This window comes from Crateriforma conspicua, from assembly GCF_007752935.1.
Lineage (GTDB): Bacteria > Planctomycetota > Planctomycetia > Pirellulales > Pirellulaceae > Crateriforma > Crateriforma conspicua.
The window spans coordinates 103,655-125,619 of record NZ_CP036319.1 but is presented as its reverse complement, the minus strand read 5'-3'; the positions used below and the strand labels follow the sequence as shown (position 1 = coordinate 125,619).

The 21,965-nt window shown below is 58.1% G+C and carries 14 protein-coding genes; all 14 read left to right on the top strand.

The window, feature by feature from the left end:
* Window positions 1-3 precede the first annotated feature (3 nt).
* The 14 genes from asnB (at window position 4) to Mal65_RS00330 (ending at window position 21,774) form a co-directional block, all read left to right on the top strand.
* Entirely contained in the window at window positions 4-1,911 is a 1,908-nt protein-coding gene (asnB, locus tag Mal65_RS00395; RefSeq protein ID WP_145292626.1) for an asparagine synthase (glutamine-hydrolyzing), read from the top strand.
* Window positions 1,912-2,235: 324 nt separating this feature from the next.
* Window positions 2,236-3,801 (top strand): circularly permuted type 2 ATP-grasp protein, encoded by a 1,566-nt coding sequence (locus Mal65_RS00390; protein WP_145292624.1) that lies wholly within the window; start codon window positions 2,236-2,238, stop codon window positions 3,799-3,801.
* Window positions 3,802-3,890: 89 nt separating this feature from the next.
* The gene (locus Mal65_RS00385) at window positions 3,891-4,838 is read left to right on the top strand and encodes an alpha-E domain-containing protein (protein ID WP_145292622.1); all 948 of its coding nucleotides are present in this window, start codon (window positions 3,891-3,893) and stop codon (window positions 4,836-4,838) included.
* A complete protein-coding gene (locus Mal65_RS00380; RefSeq protein ID WP_145292620.1) occupies window positions 4,835-8,269 on the top strand; it encodes a transglutaminase family protein in 3,435 nt (1,144 codons plus the stop codon). Before Mal65_RS00385 ends, Mal65_RS00380 begins: the two co-directional genes overlap by 4 nt.
* Window positions 8,270-8,408: 139 nt before the next feature.
* Complete coding sequence (locus Mal65_RS00375) at window positions 8,409-11,111, top strand: circularly permuted type 2 ATP-grasp protein (protein WP_145292618.1); 2,703 nt, start codon at window positions 8,409-8,411, stop codon at window positions 11,109-11,111.
* Window positions 11,108-12,190 carry a transglutaminase-like domain-containing protein gene (locus Mal65_RS00370; protein WP_196784464.1) on the top strand — a complete coding sequence of 361 codons (1,083 nt, stop codon included), beginning with the start codon at window positions 11,108-11,110 and terminating at the stop codon, window positions 12,188-12,190. Before Mal65_RS00375 ends, Mal65_RS00370 begins: the two co-directional genes overlap by 4 nt.
* A gap of 19 nt (window positions 12,191-12,209) precedes the next feature.
* Window positions 12,210-13,106 carry a fructosamine kinase family protein gene (locus Mal65_RS00365; protein WP_145292616.1) on the top strand — a complete coding sequence of 299 codons (897 nt, stop codon included), beginning with the start codon at window positions 12,210-12,212 and terminating at the stop codon, window positions 13,104-13,106.
* Window positions 13,107-13,308: 202 nt separating this feature from the next.
* Window positions 13,309-14,076 (top strand): imidazole glycerol phosphate synthase subunit HisF, encoded by a 768-nt coding sequence (hisF, locus tag Mal65_RS00360; RefSeq protein WP_145292614.1) that lies wholly within the window; start codon window positions 13,309-13,311, stop codon window positions 14,074-14,076.
* 98 nt (window positions 14,077-14,174) lie between these two features.
* Window positions 14,175-14,987 (top strand): thioesterase II family protein, encoded by an 813-nt coding sequence (locus tag Mal65_RS00355; protein WP_145292613.1) that lies wholly within the window; start codon window positions 14,175-14,177, stop codon window positions 14,985-14,987.
* 110 nt (window positions 14,988-15,097) lie between these two features.
* Window positions 15,098-16,678 carry a bifunctional phosphoribosylaminoimidazolecarboxamide formyltransferase/IMP cyclohydrolase gene (purH, locus tag Mal65_RS00350; protein WP_145292611.1) on the top strand — a complete coding sequence of 527 codons (1,581 nt, stop codon included), beginning with the start codon at window positions 15,098-15,100 and terminating at the stop codon, window positions 16,676-16,678.
* 71 nt (window positions 16,679-16,749) lie between these two features.
* Window positions 16,750-17,529, top strand: coding sequence for an indole-3-glycerol phosphate synthase TrpC (trpC, locus tag Mal65_RS00345; RefSeq protein ID WP_145292609.1), 780 nt, complete (start codon window positions 16,750-16,752; stop codon window positions 17,527-17,529).
* 305 nt (window positions 17,530-17,834) lie between these two features.
* Window positions 17,835-19,244, top strand: coding sequence for a glycosyltransferase family 87 protein (locus Mal65_RS00340; protein WP_145292607.1), 1,410 nt, complete (start codon window positions 17,835-17,837; stop codon window positions 19,242-19,244).
* 242 nt (window positions 19,245-19,486) lie between these two features.
* Complete coding sequence (locus Mal65_RS00335) at window positions 19,487-20,293, top strand: glycosyltransferase (RefSeq protein WP_145304507.1); 807 nt, start codon at window positions 19,487-19,489, stop codon at window positions 20,291-20,293.
* Window positions 20,294-20,343: 50 nt separating this feature from the next.
* Window positions 20,344-21,774 (top strand): NAD(P)/FAD-dependent oxidoreductase, encoded by a 1,431-nt coding sequence (locus Mal65_RS00330; protein ID WP_145292605.1) that lies wholly within the window; start codon window positions 20,344-20,346, stop codon window positions 21,772-21,774.
* The last annotated feature ends 191 nt before the right edge of the window (window positions 21,775-21,965 follow it).

The window sequence follows — 21,965 nt, the reverse complement described above, 5'->3', positions numbered from 1 at the left end:
CAGTTGTGCGGAATCACCGGAGCGGTTTGGACGGATCCGAACCAGCGAATCGACCCTGACCAACTGTTGCGAATGACGCAGCAGATCGCGCATCGCGGGCCGGACGATTCGCAGACTTGGCGGGACGATCATCACATCGACGCACGTGGAAAAGCGTTGGGCGTTGGCCTGGGTTTTCGACGGTTGTCCATCATCGATTTGGCGGGCGCCCGACAACCGATGGCTTGCGAAGATCAATCGATCCACATGGTCTTCAACGGTGAAATCTATAACTACCAAACGTTGCGTTTGCGCTTGGAAGGCGCCGGGCACCGCTTTGCCACCAATGGCGATGGCGAAAGCATTCTGCACTTGTTCGAAGACCTGGGCCCCGATTGCTTTGCCCAGCTGAACGGGATGTTCGCGATCGCGTTGTGGGACGCGCGGCAACACCGCTTGGTTCTGGCTCGCGACCGCATCGGTCAAAAACCGCTGTACTACGCCGTCAAAGACGGACGCCTGGTGTTCGGCAGCGAACTGAAATGCCTGGCCGCGGTCGACGGTGTCTGTGACGAACTGGATCTAGGATCGATCGACCAATACTTGACGTATCAATACGTTCCACACCCGAACACGATCTGGAAAGGCGTTCGCAAGTTGCCACCGGGTCATTACGCGGTGTTCCAGGACGGACGCCTGAGCGTTCACCCCTACTGGACGTACGACCCGTCGAAGCAGGCCGACATCAGCCGCACCGATGCGATCGATCGTTTACAGGAATTGCTGTCCGATTCGGTACGACTGCGAATGCGTAGCGATGTTCCGTTTGGTTCGTTCTTGTCCGGTGGTATCGATTCGTCACTGATCACGGCGATCGCTCAACAGCATTCCGACCAACCGTTGCGGACGTTCAGCATCGGTTTCCCGGTCGCCGACTTTGACGAAACGCATTATGCCGACATGGTCGCCCGCCACCTGGGAACCCGGCATGAAAAGTTCGTGGTTCAGCCCAGCGGCGTTGATGTGCTGGACAAATTGGTTTGGCACTACGACGAACCGTTTGGTGATTCCAGTGCCGTCCCGACGTGGTATCTGTCCGAACTGACCAAGCAACACGTGACCGTCGCCTTGTCCGGCGACGGTGGTGACGAGTTGTTCGCGGGCTATGAACGTTACCATGCATTGCACCTGAGCGAACGATTACCACGATTGTTTCCCATCCATCGGTTGCCGGGGTTTTCGCTGATCCAACGATTGCCCGATTCGGGGCGTCGACGCAGCCTGGTCCGCCGGGCCAAACGCTTTGCCGAAGCGTTGGGACATTCGTCCCCACAGCGGTACATGAACTGGCTACAGATCTTTTCGTTCACAATGCGGGCCCAGTTGTACAACGATTCGTTTTTGGATCGATTGCCGCCCGATGATCCCATCGAATTTCTGCTGGCGGCTTGGGATCGCAGCGAAGGTCGCGACCTGATGACACGGGCATCGACCAGCGATGTGGTCACCTATTTGCCATGCGATCTGATGACCAAGGTGGACATCGCTGCGATGGCCCACGGGCTGGAGGTCCGGCAACCGATGCTGGATTACCGGCTGGTGGAGTTTGCCGCTTCGGTGCCGATCGAACTGAAGCGTCGGGGCAGCCGTGGAAAGATTTTGCTGCAAGACGCATTCGGATCGCTAATTCCTGAACAGATCTTTACGCGAAAAAAAATGGGATTCGGCGTCCCCATCGCGACTTGGTTTCGCAACGAATTGAAACCCATGGTCCACGACACGCTGTTGGCCGACGATGCCCGGGTATCCCAGTTCCTGCGACATGATGCGGTTGCCGACTTGGTTGCCGCCCATGAAAACCATCGCCAAAACCACTGTTACCGGCTTTGGAATCTGCTGTTTTTGGAACTTTGGCTACGGCGTTGGACGTAGCGGGATCTCCGCCGCAGAAATCCGAATCGGCGAAATTTTGGCCCGATGTGACGGCGGCCGAACCAAAACCGAAATTGGCCCGGGGCTAACGTCGGGCAATCTGCCGTCAAGGCGGTACAAGCGGTATTTGACGAACATCTGAAAATCTGGCCAATCTGTGTTCGCGTGACCGGGGTTCGTCGTACTAGACTTTCGCCCTAGGCGGATCTGATTTCAACATTCAACACCATCGCGACTTTCGTGCGGAAAGGGCGCGCGCCTTCGGCGTGTGCGGTTCACGGATCGTCGGTCGCGTTTTAGCCGTTTCTCGTCTCCGTCTTCTTTATGTCCACCGAATCTGAATCATCGTGGCAATCCCAATCCCAGTCATCGCCGGGGGACACCGCGGCTGATGCCCACCCACACGGCCCGGCTTCCCAACCGCTGCCCCGATTGATCGATTACGACCCGGGCGAATTTTTCGACGAATTGGTCAACGACCGATCGATCGCGCGGCCCGATACCGAAGTCCTGGTCGACATGATCAATCGGATTTCGGGGGAAACCTTGGCGCGGCGGCAGCGGGCCATCGAACGGGCGATGTACCGGATGGGAATCACATTCACGGTTTACAGTGATTCTCGTGGGACGGAAAAGATCATGCCGTTCGACATCATTCCACGCGTGGTGCCGGCGATTCTTTGGCACCATATCGAAGCCGGATTGAAACAGCGGATCGGTGCGCTCAATCGATTCCTGTCGGACATCTATGGTCCCCAGAACATCGTCAATGACGGGGTGATCCCACGTGAATTGGTCGACACGTCCAAAGACTTTCGGCCGCAGTGCATGGGATTAACGCCGCCCAACGGCGTTTGGTGCCACATCACCGGCACGGATTTGATTCGCGATTCCAGCGGGACAGTGTACGTGCTGGAAGACAACCTGCGGTGCCCATCGGGTGTCTCGTACGTGCTGCAAAACCGCGCGGTGATGAAGAAAAACTTTCCCCAGTTGTTCGACGCCAGTCGAGTCCGACCGGTCAATGATTACCCGGCACGACTGTACAACACGCTGGTGTCGATGGCGCCCGAAGGCGTTCGCAACCCGGTCGTCGCCGTCTTGACCCCGGGTGTCTACAACAGCGCCTATTACGAGCATTCGTTCTTGGCCCAACAGATGGGCGTCGAATTGGTCGAAGGCCGCGATCTGATGGTCAAAGACGATCGCGTTTACATGCGGACCACCGAAGGGTTGCAACAAGTCCACGTCCTGTATCGACGTGTGGACGACATGTTTTTGGACCCCGAGGTCTTTCGCGAAGACTCGGTGTTGGGCGTTGCCGGTTTGATGCGGGCATACCGTGCGGGCAACATCGCGTTGGCCAACGCACCGGGAACGGGCATCGCCGACGACAAGGTGATCTACGCCTATGTACCGAAAATGATCGACTACTACTTGGGCGAAACACCGATTCTGGAGAACGTTCCCACCTACGTTTGTCTGGACGAAGACGACCGACGTCACGTGCTGGATAACCTGGACACGCTGGTCGTCAAAGCGGCGAACGAATCGGGCGGCTATGGCATCTTGATCGGGCCACATGCGACGCCGGCCGAACGCGAAAAGTTTGGCGAATTGATCCGCGAAAATCCGCGTAACTACATCGCGCAGCCCACACTTTCGCTCTCGCGGGTTCCGACCTTGGTGGGTGAATCGTTGGAAGGACGCCACGTGGATTTGCGTCCCTACATTTTGTGTCGATCACCGACCGATGTGGATGTGATTCCCGGCGGGCTGACCCGTGTGGCACTGAAGCGTGGATCGTTGGTCGTCAATTCATCGCAAGGCGGCGGCAGCAAAGACACGTGGGTCGTTGCCAATCCCGGCGAAGAAACCGCAAGCACCTGATCCATTCGCTCCGATCACCGTGGCGCCCGCCCCGGCCGCCATTTTTTTGTTCGCCCCAAGAACCGCCAATTACAGATACCGACGGGTCCATGCTCGCACGCGTTGCCGAATCGATTTACTGGATGTCCCGCCAGATGGAACGGGCCGAAAACCTGTCACGGTTTTTGGAAGTCACGTTGAACTTCATCTTGGATCAACCCGAAAACTTGGTGGATCCATGGGAACCCTTGGTCCAGGTGACCGGCGACACGCAATGGTATTCCGAGCACTATTCGCGTTTTGATCGGCCATCGGTGATCCACTTCTTGGCCTTCGACGATCGCTATCCCAATTCAATGCTTTCGTCGCTGCGGTACGCACGCGAAAACGCGCGAGGCGTTCGCGAAACGCTGTCCAGCGAAACGTTCGAACAGATCAATGACTTTTACCATTTCGTCAACGATGCGGCGCTGCAAAAGGTTGAACCGACTGCCGACTTTTTCGATCAAGTCCGCCAACAAGCGCTGCTTTGGAATGGCATCTTGGATGGAACGATGTCCCACGACATCGGATGGCACTTTGCCAATTTCGGACGGCTGATCGAACGCGCCGACAAAACGTCGCGAATCTTGGACGTCAAATATTTCAATCTGCTACCACGCGTCGACGATGTCGGTACCGCGGTCGATGACATCCAGTGGTCCGCATTGCTGTTGGCGATCAGCGGTTTCGAAGCCTATCGCCGCGAACATCACTTGATCGACATCGAAAAAGTCGTCGACTTCTTCATCTTCAACCGTCGGTTTCCTCGATCCATTCTTTCCTGTGTCGCGGGGGCCGATTGGTCGCTTTCGCAAATCGAAGACGCCTGTTCGTCGGCCCATCCGCGATCGGCCAAACAAGCATCGTTGGGGCTGCGTCACCGATTGGCCAACACCAATGTCAAAGAAGTTTTGGCCGGTGGGATGCATCAATTCATTGACACGCTGCAACTTGAATTAAACGACATCGGCGAAGCTCTCAACCAAGACTACTTTCAGGTAACGTTACACGCATGACCATTCGCGTCGCTCTGCACCACCAGACCAAGTATCAGTATGACCGTTCGATCGGTCTGGGCCCGCAACTGGTTCGGCTGAAGCCCGCCTATCATGCGCGGACTCCGATCATCGCGTACAGCCAGCGGGTGTCCCCGGCGGATCATTTCGTCAACTGGCAACAAGATCCGTTCGGCAACCCGATCGGCCGCTACGTCTTTGAAAAGCCGGCCGATCACTTAGAAGTGACGGTCGATTTCATCGCCGACATGACGGTCATCAACCCCTTCGACTTTTTCGTTGAAGATGAATTCGAAGCATGGCCCTTTGATTACGACGAAGTGCGACGCAAACAGCTGTTGCCATACCTGGAACAGCCGCCGATGACGCCGCTGTTCTCACAGTGGGTTGGTGAATTGCCGACGTCGGCCGACCGCGTGATCGACTACCTGGTCGACGTCAATCAGCGACTGGAACGTCGCATCGATTACACGGTGCGAATGGAACCGGGCGTCCAATCGGCCGAAGAAACACTGGAACTTGCGCGTGGTTCGTGTCGGGATTCCGCTTGGCTGTTGGTTCAAACATTGCGACACGTCGGTCTGGCGGCTCGGTTCGTCTCAGGCTATCTGATCCAATTGGCGTCGGATCTGCCTTCGCTGGACGGACCTTCCGGACCCACCGAAGACTTTTGCGATCTGCACGCATGGACCGAGGTTTATCTGCCCGGCGCCGGTTGGGTCGGGATGGATCCGACCAGCGGGCTGTTTGCCGGGGAAGGGCATATTCCGCTGGCCTGCACGCCCTTCTTCAGTGACGCCGCTCCCATCACCGGTGCACACGAACCATGCGAGGTCGAATTCTCGTTTGACATGTCGGTTCGCCGTGTTCACGAAGATCCACGCGTCACCAAGCCGTACAGCGAAAAGCAATGGCAACAGATCATGGCGACCGGCGATCGCTTTGATGAAATCATGCAGGAAAGCGATCTGCGTTTGACCATGGGCGGCGAACCCACGTTCGTGTCCATCGACGACATGGACGACCCGCAGTGGAACACCGATGCGGTGGGCGAAGACAAACGCGTGCTTAGCAACGTGCTGTTGCGACGATTGCAGAAGCACTTTGGCAACGGATCGCTGCTGCACTATGGCCAGGGCAAATGGTACCCCGGTGAATCATTGCCGCGGTGGGCGTTGACTTGCATGTGGCGCAAGGACGGCCATCCGATTTGGAAAGATCAACAGTGGCTGGCCGACGAAGGCGTCGACTACGGACACACCGTTCAAGATGCCAAGCGATTCATTTACACCTTGGCGCGAGAATTGAACATCAGCGCCAAGATGACGTTCCCGGTCTTCGAAGACACGTTTCACTACCTGTGGCGTGAAAACCGATTGCCGGTGGATGTCGACACGTCCGAACCCAAGCTGAAGGACCCCAACGAACGGGCGATGATGATTCGAACGTTCCAACACGGGCTTGGCAAACCGATCGGCTTTACGCTGCCGCTGCGGCGCGCTTGGTGGCAGGCACGCCCGGGTTGGATGGGCGGGCGATGGCCGGTTCGGTCGGAAAAGGTGTATTTGATTCCGGGCGATTCACCGATCGGATTGCGTTTGCCGTTGGACACATTGCCGGTCAGCAGTATCAGCACGAACGCATTCTATTCCGCACCGTATGATCCCACCGCCATCAACGGGCCACTGCCGACGATGCAGCGTGGCATGAAAGGAGTCTCCGCAGATCCGCTGCGCGAGATCCGTCAAGAAATGCCAGCTCGAGGTGGCGAAAACGGATTCGGCGGTGGTGGTGGACCGCTGGGGCCCGGCAGCGGTGGACCAGGCGGCCAACCGATCAATGAACAAGTCATCGACGAAATCGACGAAGACGATGATTTGCCGACCAGCGAAGACGTCGTTCACACCGCGTTGTGTATTGAATGTCGGCACGGTCGATTGCACGTTTTCATGCCGCCGGTCAATCGCATGGAAGACTACTTGGATTTGATCAACGCGATCGAACAAACATGCGAGCGTTTGCAGTTGCCCGTGATCATCGAAGGCTATCTGCCCCCACCGGACAGTCGTGTGGAGTACTACAAGATCACGCCGGATCCCGGGGTGATCGAAGTCAACACCCAGCCGACCAAGACATGGCGTGAATTGGCCCATTTGACCGAAACGCTTTACGAAGAAGCACGGTTGAGCCGTCTGGGCACCGAGAAGTTTGATTTGGACGGTCTGCACACCGGCACCGGTGGCGGCAACCACATCGTCATGGGCGGATCGAATCCGTCGGAAAGTCCGTTCCTGCGACGTCCCGACGTGCTGTCCAGCATGATCGCGTTTTGGAACAATCACCCCAGCTTGTCCTATCTGTTCAGTGGTCGATTCATCGGACCGACCAGCCAGGCGCCACGGGCCGACGAAGGTCGAATCGATGCGGCCTATCAATTGGAAATGGCCTTGGCCCAGGTGCCCCAACGCTGGGACAGCACACCGCCATGGTTGACCGACCGCTTGTTCCGTGACTTGTTGACCGATTTGACGGGCAACACCCACCGTGCGGAAATCTGTATCGACAAGCTTTATTCACCCGACAGTGTGACCGGCCGTTTGGGCCTGATCGAACTGCGTGGGTTTGAAATGCCGCCACACGCACGGATGAGCCTTGCCCAGCAATTGCTGATCCGGGGATTGGTTTTGGCGTTCTGGCAACAACCGTATCGGGAAAAACTGTCGCACTGGGGCACGTCGCTGCACGACCGATTCATGTTGCCGCACTTTGTCTGGAGCGATTTCCTGGACGTGCTGCGTTTCATGAAGCACCGCGGCTTGGGCTTGGAACCGGATTGGTTCGGAACGCATTACGAGTTTCGATTCCCCCGGATCGGCGAAGTCACTTACGAAAATGTTTCGCTGACCTTACGCAACGCGATCGAACCCTGGTACGTGATGGGCGAGGAACCGGGAGCCAGCGGCACCACACGATTTGTCGACAGCAGCGTGGAACGCATGGAAGTCAGAGCGGAAAACTTTGACCCCAGTCGCCACGCGCTGTTGTGCAACGGCTTGCGAGTCCCCATGCATGCCACGGGGATCCAAGGCACCTATGTCACCGGTATTCGGTACCGGGCGTGGCAACCGCCGCGGTGTTTGCACCCCACGATCGGGATCCATTCACCCCTGCGGTTCGAAGTGGTCAACATCAATACCGCCGCATCGATCGGGGGATGCACCTACCATGTCGTTCATCCGGGCGGTCGCGGCACCGACAGTTTCCCGGTCAACAGCGTGGAAGCGGAATCACGACGCGCATCTCGATTTGACACCGAGTCGCTGACCGGCGGCATGATCCAGTTGCCACCGATGCCACCGATCGGCAGCGATGAAGCCTATCCGGTGACCTTTGATCTGTTACGAGCCAGTTGTGGGTTGGGCTTGGCGTAGGACAAAAAATTGTTCGACAAGTCCTGACGACGTGAAATCCTGGTTCGCTATAGTGCGACTTTTAGGAAGGCGATCCCAGATCGCATCCCGATGACTCGTTCCAGGCGGACCCTTCGTGGAACTACAGGCGACCGGACCCTTGAATCTTGCCGATTATCTTCCCGGCGGTGCGCTCTTTGACGGCTGCAAATCGGCCGACGGCAGCGTCCGTCGCGGCTGGCAGCCGATCGTCGATTGGTCCACCCAGATCGGCCCGGCCGGCTTGGACAAGCGGACCAGCCAGCTGGAAATGATGATCCGTGACAGCGGGGCAACGTTTCGTTCGGCCGCCGAAACCGCCAGTGTCACGACCGACGGCGAACGCAGCCCCGGCCGACCATGGAAATTGGCGACCGTCCCCCACGCGATCGATGCGTCGTCCTGGTCATTCGTCGAAGTCGGGCTGCAGCAACGTGCCCGGTTGTTGGAAGCCGTTTTGGATGACCTTCTGGGGCCGCAAACGTTGATCCGCCAGCGGATCTTGCCGCCGGAATTGCTTTGGAAAAACCCGTCCTTTCGCCGGGTCTATCACGGATTGCCGGTCGCAGTCGACGACACGGGCCAAGCCCAGCGTTTGATCGTCACGGGCACCGATTTGGCACGCGGTGTGGACGGATCCTGGTGGGTGGTCGGTGATCGCACCCGGGCCCCCAGCGGTCTGGGCTATCTGCTGGAAAACCGTGTCGTCACGTCACAGACGTTGTCCAATCTGATTCGACAATGCAACGTCCGTCGGGTGGCCGCGTTCTTCGTCAAGTTACGGTCACGGTTGCAGTCCTTGGCGCCGCGGATGCACGAAAATCCCCGGATCGCTTTGTTGACCCCGGGGGAAAAGAGCTATCGGTATTTCGAGGACGCCTATCTGGCCCGCTACTTGGGGTACATGCTGGTCCAGGGCAGCGATTTGGCGGTCCGTGGTGACCGGCTGAATTTCCGCACCTTGGGCGGGCTGGTTCCGATCGAAGTCGTTTGGCGACACGTTTCGGATCGACAATGCGATCCGCTGGAATTGGATCCGCATTCGGCGCAGGGCGTCACCGGTTTGTTGCGGATGGTGCGACGCGGCAGTGTGGCGATCGGCAATGCGATCGGCAGTGCTCTGGTCCAGATGCCGGCGTTGTTGCCATTCTTGCCGGCCGCGTGCAAACACTTGCTGGGTGAAGACCTAAAACTGCCCAGTATCGACACGTATTGGTGCGGCGGTTTGAAGGAGCGCGAACACGTCCTGGCAAACTTGGACCAATTCATGATTCGCCCGGCATTTGTCATCGATCGTGAACCGCCCCAATTTGCCGGCAGTCTGTCGTCGGATCAAAAAGCGGAATTGGCCAGTCGCATCCGGGCCAACCCGGCGGCGTTTGTCGCCCAACAAACGATGAACCATGCGACGACGCCGGTTTGGCACGAAGGCCGGTTCCGTTCGTGGCATTTTTCATTGCGTTCGTTTCAGATTCTGGACGGGGATCAAGTCGAAGTTCTGCCGGGCGGTCTGGCTCGAGCCGATCCGGAAGAAAACCGGATGTTCCGATCGCCCACCTCAGGCCAATTGACGATGGATTGTTGGGTCGTCGACGAACAGCCCGCCGCGTGGGACGTGTCGTTGTTGCCCGATCCGAATTCTCGGCTTGAACTTCAGCGGGGCGGCAGCGATCTATCCAGCCGCGTTGCGGAGCATTTGTTTTGGCTCGGTCGTTATGTCGAACGCTGCGAATCGATCGCTCGCCTGCTGCGAACCACCTTGCGACGCCTGGCGGGCGAAGGCAGCACGTCACGACAAAGCGAGATCCCGCAGTTGATCGCTGCGTTGGCGGGTATCGGCCAAATCGAACCCGATTATGCGATCGACGAATTGGGTGGATCGTTTCCGTCGTTGGAAACCGTGTTGCCCGAAAGTGTGTTCGACACGATCCAACCCGAAGGCCTTCAGTCCGCCGCCAAGTTGGTCGTGTCCAATGCCACGGCGGTTCGCGATCGTTTGTCGACCGATGCCTATCGAGTTCTCAAGCGTGTCGCCGAAGAACTCAGCCGTCGTCCGTCTCGGGCCACCAGCGACATCGGCTTTGTGATCGAAAAGCTGAATCGATTGTTGGTCGACCTGCTGGCGTTCGCCGGTCTGTCTAGCGACAGCATGACCCGGACCCACGCGTGGCGGTTCTTGCAATTGGGCCGTCGTATTGAACGAACCAACCAGACCATCGAGTTGATCTCCGCCGGACTCGTTTCGACGATCAAGAATGAACGCAATGTGTTCGAAGCCGTGTTGGAAGCCAGCGACAGCCTGATGACCTATCACGCCAGATACATGAACCTGGTTCGTCCGATCCCCGTGATCGATTTGTTGGTCACCGACGACAGCAACCCACGTTCACTGGCATTCCAACTGAAGGACATCGACCGTTTCGTCAGCGAACTTCCGCGCGACCCGAATTCGACCAGCCTGCGTGACGACCAGTTGCAAGCCAAATCGTTGTTGCACGAAGTCGAAATGGCCAATCCCAATGCTTTGGGAGTCAGCAATGGCCAACGTCGCGAACAATTGGAAGTTCTGCTTCAGCGGATCAGCGAAGGACTGCCGCGATTGTCTGACGCGATTGCCGCACAGTATTTCTTCCACACCGCCACGACCCAAGAACTGACGGGTATTCGCTATCGCGATCGCTCCGATACGCCAGAGGAAAACACCGAAAGTGGATCCGCCGACGCGTCGGCAACCGATTCGCAACCGGACGCGACACCCGACCAGGCGTCACAGTCCCAATCTCAATCCCAGTCATCAACGACACGTGGGACGTCGCAACCATGATGCAGTCATCCGATCCGCCACCAGAAAACCCTGACCCATCGGCCAAGGCCCCCATTCCGGAACCTCCCAAACCGGTTCTGCCCGAGAACGTTCCGGCATCGGGAAACGGCCAGGCGACATCCGCGGCAACACCGCCTTTAGCCACACCAACCGTCACGGCCGATCCATCGCCCGCCGATCAGCCCGACGCCGGCGATACCTCGGTGCGGTATCGCATACGGCACCAGACGCGGTACAGCTATGCCGGGCCGGTCGCGGTGTGCCAAAACCAACTGCGGATGCGACCGCGCCCGTTGCCGACGGTCCAAGTGTTGCGCAGCGGAACCACGATTTCGCCGAACCCCGATTCCCAGGAAACGCATATCGATTACTTCGGCAACGAAGTCGAAACCTTTTCGATCGAAGCGTTGCATGACGTCTTGGTGGTCGACGTGGACAGCGAAGTCCAAGTGACCAGTCTGGTTTGGAACGATCAAGCTCGCGGCGTTCCGTGGAAACAAGTCTGTGACGACTTGGCCACACCAATCGACTTGGCCCTGTTTGATGTCGCCGAGTTTCGTTTCGCATCACCCGTGATTCCGATCGGTGCACGGTACCGCCAATACGCCCAACCGTCGTTTGATGCGCACGAATCGTTGTACGACGCGGTGGAAGATCTGACGCGTCGCATTCACGCCGATTTCCGCTACGACACCACGGCAACCAACGTGGACACGCCGGTCCATCAGTCATTTGATTTGAAGGCGGGTGTCTGCCAAGACTTCGCCCAAGTCCAAATCGCATGCCTGCGATCAATGGGGCTGGCGGCACGATACGTCAGCGGTTACCTGCGGACGCTGCCACCACCGGGGAAAGAAAAACTGGTCGGTGCCGATGAATCGCACGCTTGGCTCAGTGTCTTTGTGGGCCTGGATCATGGTTGGTTGGATTTGGATCCGACCAACGGATGCATCGCGGGTCGTGACCATATACCGATTTGTTTGGGGCGCGACTACCGCGACGTCAGCCCCATGCGTGGCGTCGCGATCGGCGGCGGAACCGCCGACTTGTATGTCAGCGTGGATGTCGCAGTGGTCTAAAACGTAGCCGACACCATCGATGATGTTGAAAGATTGGTTGCCCCGACACGTTCCGCAAATTCGCCGGATCGACTCGGTCGACTCGGTGGGTGGCGGTTGCATCAGCGATGCCGTCTGTGTCCGAGGCATTAGCGATCAAGACCAACCGGACACCTGGTTCGTCAAAACCAACACGGTCGACTTCGCGGAGAACTTTGCCTGCGAATGGGACGGCTTGGACGCACTTCGATCGACGGGTGTAATCCACATCCCGGAACCAATCGCGACCGGTGTCGATGCATCCCACAGCTTTCTGGTCACCCGCTGGATCCAATCAGAATCTCCGACGGCTGATTTCTTTGCCGGGTTCGGCCGTCGACTGGCCGAACATCACGTCGCATCGGAGACGACCGATGACCGGCACGGTTGGCACCGGGACAATTTCCTGGGTGCCACCATCCAGCGGAATCAGCCATGCGAAAGCTGGGTGGCCTTTGTTGCCCAACAGCGCATCGGTTACCAGTTGAAGTTGGCGGTCGACAACGGATGGTCAGACTCGCGACTGAAATCAGACGTGCAACAAGTCATCGATCGCATGGATGATTTGTTGTCCGGGCGTCATTCGACCGTCAGTCTGTTGCACGGCGATTTATGGAGCGGCAATTACCTGTGCACCAACGACGGGCGGGTCGCATTGATCGACCCCGCGGTGTATCGCGGGTGCGGCGAAGCGGAATTTGGGATGATCCAACTGTTCGGATCATGTCCACGCGAATTTTATGATGCCTATCAAGACGTTCGCCCCCTGGCCGATGGATGGCGGCGACGCGTTCAGTTGTACGTGCTTTATCATCTGCTGAACCATTTGAATTTGTTCGGCGGCGGATACCTTTCCCAGTGCCAACGGACGGCGGCGATGGTGCTGCGCGAACGATAGCCCCGCGATTTCCCGTTCGGGGGCCACGTATCGGCACCGAGTCGCGGGATCTGGGATCCGACCGATTTTCGCGGTACGTTGTCCGAACCTGCGTGCCGATTTTTGATTCAGATCCACTGGGATCAATTCAGATCCACCGGCCCGTTGATGTTTCCGAATTTCGTTTTTTAATTCCAGCGCCGCTGCCGATTACGACCCTGCCATGCTTGCCGCCCGAGTGATCCCTTGCTTAGACGTCCACGGAGGCCGCGTCGTCAAAGGCACCAACTTTGTCAATTTGCGTGACGCCGGTGATCCGGTCGAAGTCGCCCAGCGATACGAGGCTGAGGGCGCCGATGAACTGGTCTATCTGGACATCACGGCCAGCCACGAAGAACGGGACATCATCCTGGACGTGGTTCGAAGGACTGCCGAACAGGTCTTCATGCCGCTGACCGTCGGCGGTGGCGTCCGAACCATCGACGACGTTCGCAGTCTGTTGTCAGCCGGGTGCGACAAGGTCTCGATCAATTCCGCGGCCTGCAAAGATCCGGACTTCGTTCGCAAAGCGGCGGACCGATTCGGCAGCCAGTGCATCGTCGTCAACATCGATCCCAAACGTGTCGACCGCGACGGACAAGAGTTTTGGGAAGTGCACATCAACGGCGGCCGAACACCGACCGGACTCGAAGCGGTGGCTTGGGCGAAAGAAGTCGAATCGTTGGGTGCCGGCGAAATCGTGTTGACCAGCATGGATGCCGACGGCACTTGTGACGGGTACGACTTGCCCATCACATCGGCCGTCAGCGAAGCCGTTCACATCCCAGTGGTGGCCAGCGGTGGGGCGGGGCATCCGAGTCATCTGGCCGATGCGATCTTGAAAGGAAAAGCCGACGCGGCACTGGCCGCCAGCATCTTTCACTTTGGCCAATTCACCATCGAAGAAACCAAACGCGTCATGCGTGACGCCGGGGTTCCCGTTCGCCTCTGATACTTTGCCCGAACGGAATCCCGCGGTCATCGGTCATTCCCACTTGTCCGCCTGTCTCCAGCCGTCATCGAACCGATCGGTCCATCCCACGATCCCTCATGTCTGACAACCCGGATTCGACTTTGAAAGCGTACCAACCAAGGTTCCGGCAGATCGACACCGGCGGTTCGGATCCCAAGGTCGACTGTGTTTGGTTTCATCACGCCGGCGGTGGATCCAACACGCTGGCCCATCGGGTTCGCCAGTCGGTCGATCGGATCGCGGCGGCGGATTTGCCCGATATCCGACTGTTGACCCCGGTGACACCGCTGCGTGAAGACGCGATCGACGAACGCTTTGATGGTGAACTTCACACCCTGGCCGATCAGTACGCAGCGATCCTACAGCAGGACTTTGGAATCGGTCGGCTTCCCTTCGTCGTTCTGGGCCACAGCTTTGGATCGGTGCTGGCCTACGAAGTCACACGACGCTTGATCGACGCGGGCCATTCGCCGGCGCGGCTGGTCGTGATGTCGTTTCCCGCCCCCGATCGATTGACGCATCAAACCGAGTTGCACACGTTGGATAACCGATCGTTGATGCAACAGGTGGACGAGCTGTTCGGTGGCGTGCCGCCAGAGATTTTGGACAACGACGAAACGTGGTCGCATTTCGTTCCAGGGTTGCGAAGCGATCTGGGATTGCTGGAACGTTATCGACCCGACTTGGATGCGGCTGCATTGCCGGTCCCGGTCACGGCGATGGTCGGTACCGACGACCGAGCGGTCAGTCTGGCGGACGTCCAACGTTGGGACCTTTTCACCGAGCCCCCGGTGCGGCTGCAGACCTTGCCGGGTGACCACTTTTTCCCGCTGCAGCGGATCGCAGAAGTCTTCACCGCGGCCGCCTGGGATTTGCCCGAACCGCGTTGAATTTCGCCGCCTCGATCCGCCGGACAGCTTGCCGATTCCCCCGCCTTCGGTCACAGTGGGCGGCGCGCCGTAAACGTTTTCGCCGTTTTTGTTTACCCCAACACCGCAGTATGAATCCAGTGTCGGACGTCGTCCCCATTCAAAGTGCCTTGATCAGTGTCAGCGACAAAATGGGGTTGGCTGATCTGGCGACCGGGCTGCAACGGGCCGGTGTAACGATTTACAGCACCGGCGGCACACGGCGTCACTTGGAAGAGTGCGGTGTGGAGGTCTTGGACGTCGCCGAATACACCGGTTTTCCGGAGATGTTGGACGGCCGCGTCAAAACGCTGCACCCCAAGATTTTCGGCGGCATCTTGGCGATTCGCGATAACGACGAACACGTCGATGCGATCCAGGAACACGACATCGAGCCGATCGATTTGGTCGTCGTCAACCTGTATCCCTTCGAAGCAACGGCATCGCGCGTCGGTGCGACCCGCGAAGAATGCATCGAACAAATCGACATCGGCGGTCCCAGTTTGGTGCGGGCGGCGGCCAAGAATCATCGCGACGTTGCGGTGGCCACCAGCAGTGAACAGTACGGCGACATCCTGGACCAACTGCAAGAACATGGCGGCACGACCGTCGATTTGCGAAAGCAGCTTGCCGCCGAGGCTTTTGATCACACCGCGACCTATGATCGCGCGATCGCCGATTACATGCTGGGCGAATCGATCAGCGGTGATTTCCCGGCATCGATGCACCTGACCCTGCGACGCAAATCACAATTGCGATACGGCGAGAACCCGCACCAACGTGCGGCGCTTTACTTGGACCCTTCGGTCCGTTCAGCCAACCTGGTCGCCGCTCGTCAAATCAGCGGCAAAGAGCTTTCCTACAACAACCTGTTGGATCTGGATTCGGCTTTGGAAATCGTTCGCGGTTTCGCACAACCAGCCGTTTCGGTGATCAAGCACAACAATCCGTGTGGTGCGGCAACGGACACGAAACTGGCCAACGCCTGTCAAAAGGCATTGGACGGTGATCCGCTTTCGGCCTTCGGCAGTGTGCTGGGTTTCAACCGCACCGTCGACGTGGAAACCGCCGAACTGCTTTGCCAACCGGGGCTGTTCATCGAAGCGATCGTCGCGCCCGATTTCCAGGCCGGCGCGGTCGGCTTGCTGACGTCCAAGCCACGTTGGAAAGACAACGTCCGCTTGATGCAGGTGGGCCGTTTGGATGATCAACCCAGCGGGCTGGCGAAACGATTCATCAGCGGTGGCATGCTGGTTCAAGATGCCGACCGCATGACCAGCGCACCGCTGCAATGGAAAACAGCCACCGAGGCACAAGTGCCCAGTGAAATGTGGGACGATATTTCCTTCGCTTGGGAAATGGTCCGACACGTCAAAAGCAACGCCATCGTGCTGGCCCGCGACACATCGCTGGTCGGCGTCGGGGCGGGGCAGATGAGCCGTGTCGACAGCGTCGAAATCAGCATCAAAAAAGCGGGCGATCGCGTCGCCGGTTCGGTGTTGGGCAGCGATGCGTTCTTTCCGTTTCCCGATTCGATCGAAGCCGCCGCCGATGCCGGTGTGGTTGCCATCGTCCAGCCCGGGGGTTCACGTCGCGACGACGAAGTGATCGAAGCGTGTGATGAACATGATTTGCCAATGGTGCTGACCGGTCGGCGTCACTTTAAACACTGATTCAGCGCATGTGCCGGCGGGGCACCACGGCAAGCCAATCGCATCGGTCCGCATCCCCAGCCAACGTCACGATGAACATTCTTGAAACGATCGTCGCCCGGACGCGTGAAACCATTGAGCGCGATCGTTCCAAAGTCTCCGAGTCGCAACTCCGCGATGCCATCGACCAGCAGGGTCCCTGTCTGGATTTCTACGCAGCATTGGCAGCCGGACCCGACGTGAACTTGATCGCCGAAGTCAAGCGGGCCAGTCCATCGGCGGGCCTGATCCGTGAAGACTTTGATCCGGTTGAAATCGCGCGTGCCTATCAAAGCGGCGGTGCCAGTTGCCTGAGCGTTTTGACCGACGAACCGTTCTTTCAAGGATCGTTGGACTACCTGCACCAGGTCGCCGATGTCGTGCAGTTGCCCGTGCTGCGTAAGGATTTCATCGTTGATACCTACCAGCTTCTTCAGGCTCGCGCCGCCGGTGCGTCCTGCGTGTTGCTGATCGCCGAGTGTTTGGATCCAAGCCAACTGAAAGATCTGCACGATCATGCGGCTGAATTGGGCATGCACACCCTGATCGAGTTGTTCGATCCCGACAACGTGGATTCCGTGCTGGACACCGGTACCAAACTGGTGGGTGTGAACAACCGCGACTTGAAGACTTTCAAAACGGATCTGCATCACACACTGCGAATGCGACAGGTCATCCCCGAGGACCGGTTGCTGGTGGCCGAAAGCGGTATTCGCACCCATGATGACGTCCAGATGCTGGGCCAGGGCGGTGTCAAAGCGGTCTTGGTCGGCGAATCGTTGATGCGACAAGCCGACATCCGGGCCGCGACCGAAGCCTTGCTGGGTCGCTGAATCGGATCTCCGCCCGTCACGGAGGCGCGTCACGCCGGATGGCGCTTCAAACAAGCGCGGCAACGCCGTAGCCATCGCGGGACGTTCCGGTCGTGGCGGTTTTACCGATTGCAGCGCGCGAATCACTGAAAGCGCGCTAGGTTTCAGGGTGGAGTCCGCCGGCGGCGGTAACGACACTGGATGCCGACGACAGCATTCCGGTCGCAATGCATTGATGCCGCCCCACCGAACGGATGCCACTCCTTGCTTTTTAGTCGTCAGCCCCCTGTCTTGGCACATCCCCCTCGCATTCAAAGTCTTTCATTTTGGCTTGGTCGTCGACCGTCAGCGAATCCGCGTCGCCACCGGACCGGATCCAACGCAACGCAGAAACCGCGAAATGGCGCGTCGGCCGACCGGCCGTCGCACTTTCCGCAGGGTTGCTGCTGTCGTTGACGTTCGCGCTGACCATCGCACGAATCGTCGTTCAGTATCAAACGCCCGGACCGTTTGACGCCAGTAAGCAAGGCCTGTGTGACTTCCACAACGGTGTCTATTTTCCGGCAATGTCGCTGGTGTCGGGCATCAGCCCCTACGGGCAAGACTATGTCGCACAGTTCCCGGTGGAACGTCCGATCCCGTTCTTTTCGCCGGGCATTCTGGTGTTGCATGCACCGCTGACTTGGCTGCCGTTACACGCGGCCGAAGCGGTCTTCACCGGGATCAATTTATTGTTGTTGTTGTGGATCGCCGGGGTGATCGCATCCCAAGCCGGTTGGCCGCATCGTTTGGATGCGTTGTTGGTGATCGCTTTTGCGATGAGCGTGACACGCAGCGGACACGTCACGATCTTCAACGGCTACTTCACCCTGGAACTGATTTTGGCGACGTTTCTCGCGATTCACTGGGGCAACCGTTCGCCCTGGAAAGCGGCGGTGGCGTTGGCCGTCGTCAGCGCGAAGCCGACCTATATCCTTCCCATCGGTTTCTTGCTTTTGGCCCGCGGCAACCGAAAGTCACTGATCTATGGTGCCGCGATCAGCGTCGTCATGGCCGTGTTGCCACTACTGTGGTTGGCATCGCATCAGGGCGACGGCGACATCGCCTCAGGATTTCAAATCTTGTTGGACCAGATCGCTGAAACACAGGCGACCCATCGGGGCCAAGTCGACGAATCTCCGTTCTTCTCCTGGACGCGTCTGGACCTGCTTGCGGTCATCGCCAAGTGGGGAAACTTGAATCCCGGTGATGCGACTCATTTGGGTGTCATGGGGCTTCTGTTGGCCGGGCCAATGTGGGTGCTACACCGACGCCGAAAAAGCGGGATCGATGACGGCCTTGGTGGGCTGACCGGTGCTCTGATCCTGGTGACATCGTTGGTTTCGGTGTACCACCAATCTTATGACGCACTGTTGCTGGTCCTGCCGGCGACCGCCGTCATCGCAGCGCTGCGCCGCCCCTGGTCGTTGATGTCGCCGACGACCCGCGGTTTTCTGCTGGCGTTGATGTTCATCCCGCTTTTCAACGTTCTTTCCACACGTTGGTTTTTGATGAAGTTTGATGGATTCAGTGGGCCCGCCTTCGGAGTGGTCACTGGCGTCAGCGGCGTCGGTTTAACAGTGCTAATGGTTGCTCTTTCGGTCTTAGGTTGGCCTCGACGCCCGATCGCCACGCCATCAATGTTGAACGAAACAGCCGGATGCTCAGAATCAGCACAGTCGGGCGATTCTCTATAACTTGTGATGCGGAAAGCCGCAGTTAGACTGAGCACCCACAGCGGCACCACCTCTGTCCAGAAAGCGGTCGGAAATCAATCAAATCGGGGCATTTGTGCGGACCGAGCTGACACCGACTACGGACGTTGTGGCGGAATTACGCGACTGTAGATTGCCCGCAGCTTTGTTGTGACACACCTTGTTTAGCCAATTGCCAGATGCCCAAGCCGCTACCTCCAGATCCATCCGATTCGGTCGTCGGAATGCCGACCACGTCGCCCCGCACCGCGACGGATTCTCACCAGTCGATCCGTTTCCGACCTTCCAAAGTTTTTCTAGCTCTGCCGGCGTATAACGAAGAAGAAGCGTTGCCGGAACTGTTGGAGCGTGTGGGCGAAGCGTTCGCCGATAGCGGTCTGCCGTATGAAGTCGTCATTGTCGATGACGGCAGCGCCGATGACACCGCCCGCATCGCGGCGCAGATGTCTTATCAGATGCCGGTCCACGTGGTCCAACACAAAGTCAATCAAGGCTTGGGCATCACGTTGCGTGATGGATTACGCGAAGCGGTCGATCGCGCCGGCGAACGCGACATCATCATCACGATGGACGCGGACAACACGCATCCACCGGGTCTGATCGATCGAATGGTCCGCATGATCCACGAAGGATGTGATGTCGTCATCGCATCGCGATTCCAGCCCGGTGCTCGAGTCGTGGGTGTCCCGATCGAACGGCATTTCTTAAGCGTCGGCGCACGCGTGCTGTTTACGATGCTGTTTCCCACACGCGGCGTCCGCGATTACACATCCGGTTTCCGTGCCTATCGGGCCGGTGTGATTCGTGATGCTTTCGCCAGGTATGGCGATGACTTTGTCGGCGAAACAGGATTCTCTTGTATGGCCGATGTGCTGTTGAAGCTTCGCAAGCAAGGTTGTTTGTTCGGCGAAGCACCGCTGCGTTTGCGTTATGACCAGAAAGGTGGTGACAGCAAAATGCGAGTGTTCCGGACCATTTGGTTGACGCTGAAAATGCTGGGACGTCACCGCTTTGGCGGCGCGTCAAAGTAAGCGTTGCGTCGGAAGCCAGACGTTCATTCACACGCGCACTGCATCAGCCGATGAATCGCATCAACGACGTTGAACCCTCTACGTCCCGTCCAGCACAACAGCACTGGCTGGTGGTCGGCGGTGGTGTGATGGGATTGAAATTGGCGATGGACTTGGTCAACCGTGGCCAGAAGGTAACGGTCGCCGAGGCGGCACCACAGTTCGGTGGTCTGACCAGCGCCTGGCAATTGGGCGACGTGGTCTGGGATCGCTTCTATCACGTCACGCTGCTTAGCGACACCAAGCTGCGTGATCTGCTTTCAGATATCGGTTTGGAAAGTGAAATGCAGTGGGTAGAAACCAAGACTGGTTTCTACACCGACGGCGAACTGCTTTCGATGAGCAACACCGGGGAATTCCTGCGGTTCCCCCCGCTGAACTTGATTCAAAAGCTGCGGCTGGGCGGAACGATTTTCTATGCATCGAAAATCAAAAACTGGCGACGACTGGAAAAGCTAACCGTTGAACGATGGTTGCGTCGTTGGTCGGGGAACCGAGTCTTTGAAAAGATCTGGTTGCCGTTGCTGAAGGCCAAGTTGGGCGAAGCCTATCCGCAAACTTCCGCCGCGTTCATTTGGGCTCACACCGCACGAATGTACAAAGCTCGTCGCAGCGGCATGAAAACCGAGATGTTCGGATATGTCCCCGGCGGATATGCACGGGTCTTGGATCGCTTGGCGGAAACGTTGACCGAGCGTGGCGTGCGACTGCTTTCCGGTCATCCGGTAAGTGAAATCCGTTCGGCCGAAGGGGGTGGTTTGGACGTGACGTTTGCCAACGGCACCCAAGAAAATTTTGACAACGTGGTGTCGACCATCGCGTCGCCGCTGATCGCGAAAACGTGTCCCTGTCTGACCGAGGAAGAAAAATCGCGGCACGCGAACATCCGATACCTGGGTGTCGTGTGTGCATCGATGCTGCTTAGAAAACCGATCAGCCAGTACTACGTCACGAACATCACCGACACGTGGGTCCCGCTGACCGCGGTGATTGAAATGTCCACCATCGTGGATCCACAGCAGGAACTGGGTGGCCACCATTTGGTTTACCTGCCCAAGTACTTGCCCGACGATCATCCGGGGCTCAATGAATCGGACGAAGATTACCAGGAGAAGTGTTTGTCGACACTGGAGAAAATGTACGACCACTTCAGCCGCGACGACGTCGTTGACTTCAAAGTCAGCCGTGCGAAATATGTTGCCGCACTGTCGACCGTCGACTACAGCACTCGATTACCGCCGGTGGTCACGTCGGTTCCAGGTTTCTATGCACTCAATTCGGCTCACATCGTCAAAGGTAATCTGAACGTCAACGAGACGATCACGCTTGGCGAAGAATTGCTGAACGAACTGGTGTGGCCAGATTTTCAGCGGCGTTGTGGTTCCGGCAGCAATCCTCAGCCCGTGGTCGACGAAAGACCGCTCGCCGAATCGCCGGTGTAGCCACCACCCCCGGCCGCGGTGAAGTCGTGCCGTGGCGTGAAACAGACCGATCCTCGATCGGTCGGACCGAAGCGTGAAACCAATCGCGGTGAAACACGCCACAGCAAGCGTGCCGAGTCCAGGCAATCTCTTCCCACCCGGTGTTTCGACACCCCCGCGCGGCGGGCGACGCCGGAGCTTCTTGGCATGAT

Excerpts from the sequence above, each read along its gene's own strand:
- trpC (WP_145292609.1), top strand. The coding sequence starts at position 16,750 with ATGAACATTCTTGAAACGATCGTCGCCCGGACGCGTGAAACCATTGAG.
- Mal65_RS00390 (WP_145292624.1), top strand. The coding sequence starts at position 2,236 with ATGTCCACCGAATCTGAATCATCGTGGCAATCCCAATCCCAGTCATCG.
- hisF (WP_145292614.1), top strand. The coding sequence starts at position 13,309 with ATGCTTGCCGCCCGAGTGATCCCTTGCTTAGACGTCCACGGAGGCCGC.
- Mal65_RS00330 (WP_145292605.1), top strand. The coding sequence starts at position 20,344 with ATGAATCGCATCAACGACGTTGAACCCTCTACGTCCCGTCCAGCACAA.
- Mal65_RS00370 (WP_196784464.1), top strand. The coding sequence starts at position 11,108 with ATGATGCAGTCATCCGATCCGCCACCAGAAAACCCTGACCCATCGGCC.
- purH (WP_145292611.1), top strand. The coding sequence starts at position 15,098 with ATGAATCCAGTGTCGGACGTCGTCCCCATTCAAAGTGCCTTGATCAGT.
- Mal65_RS00355 (WP_145292613.1), top strand. The coding sequence starts at position 14,175 with ATGTCTGACAACCCGGATTCGACTTTGAAAGCGTACCAACCAAGGTTC.
- Mal65_RS00335 (WP_145304507.1), top strand. The coding sequence starts at position 19,487 with ATGCCGACCACGTCGCCCCGCACCGCGACGGATTCTCACCAGTCGATC.
- Mal65_RS00380 (WP_145292620.1), top strand. The coding sequence starts at position 4,835 with ATGACCATTCGCGTCGCTCTGCACCACCAGACCAAGTATCAGTATGAC.
- Mal65_RS00385 (WP_145292622.1), top strand. The coding sequence starts at position 3,891 with ATGCTCGCACGCGTTGCCGAATCGATTTACTGGATGTCCCGCCAGATG.
- Mal65_RS00365 (WP_145292616.1), top strand. The coding sequence starts at position 12,210 with ATGATGTTGAAAGATTGGTTGCCCCGACACGTTCCGCAAATTCGCCGG.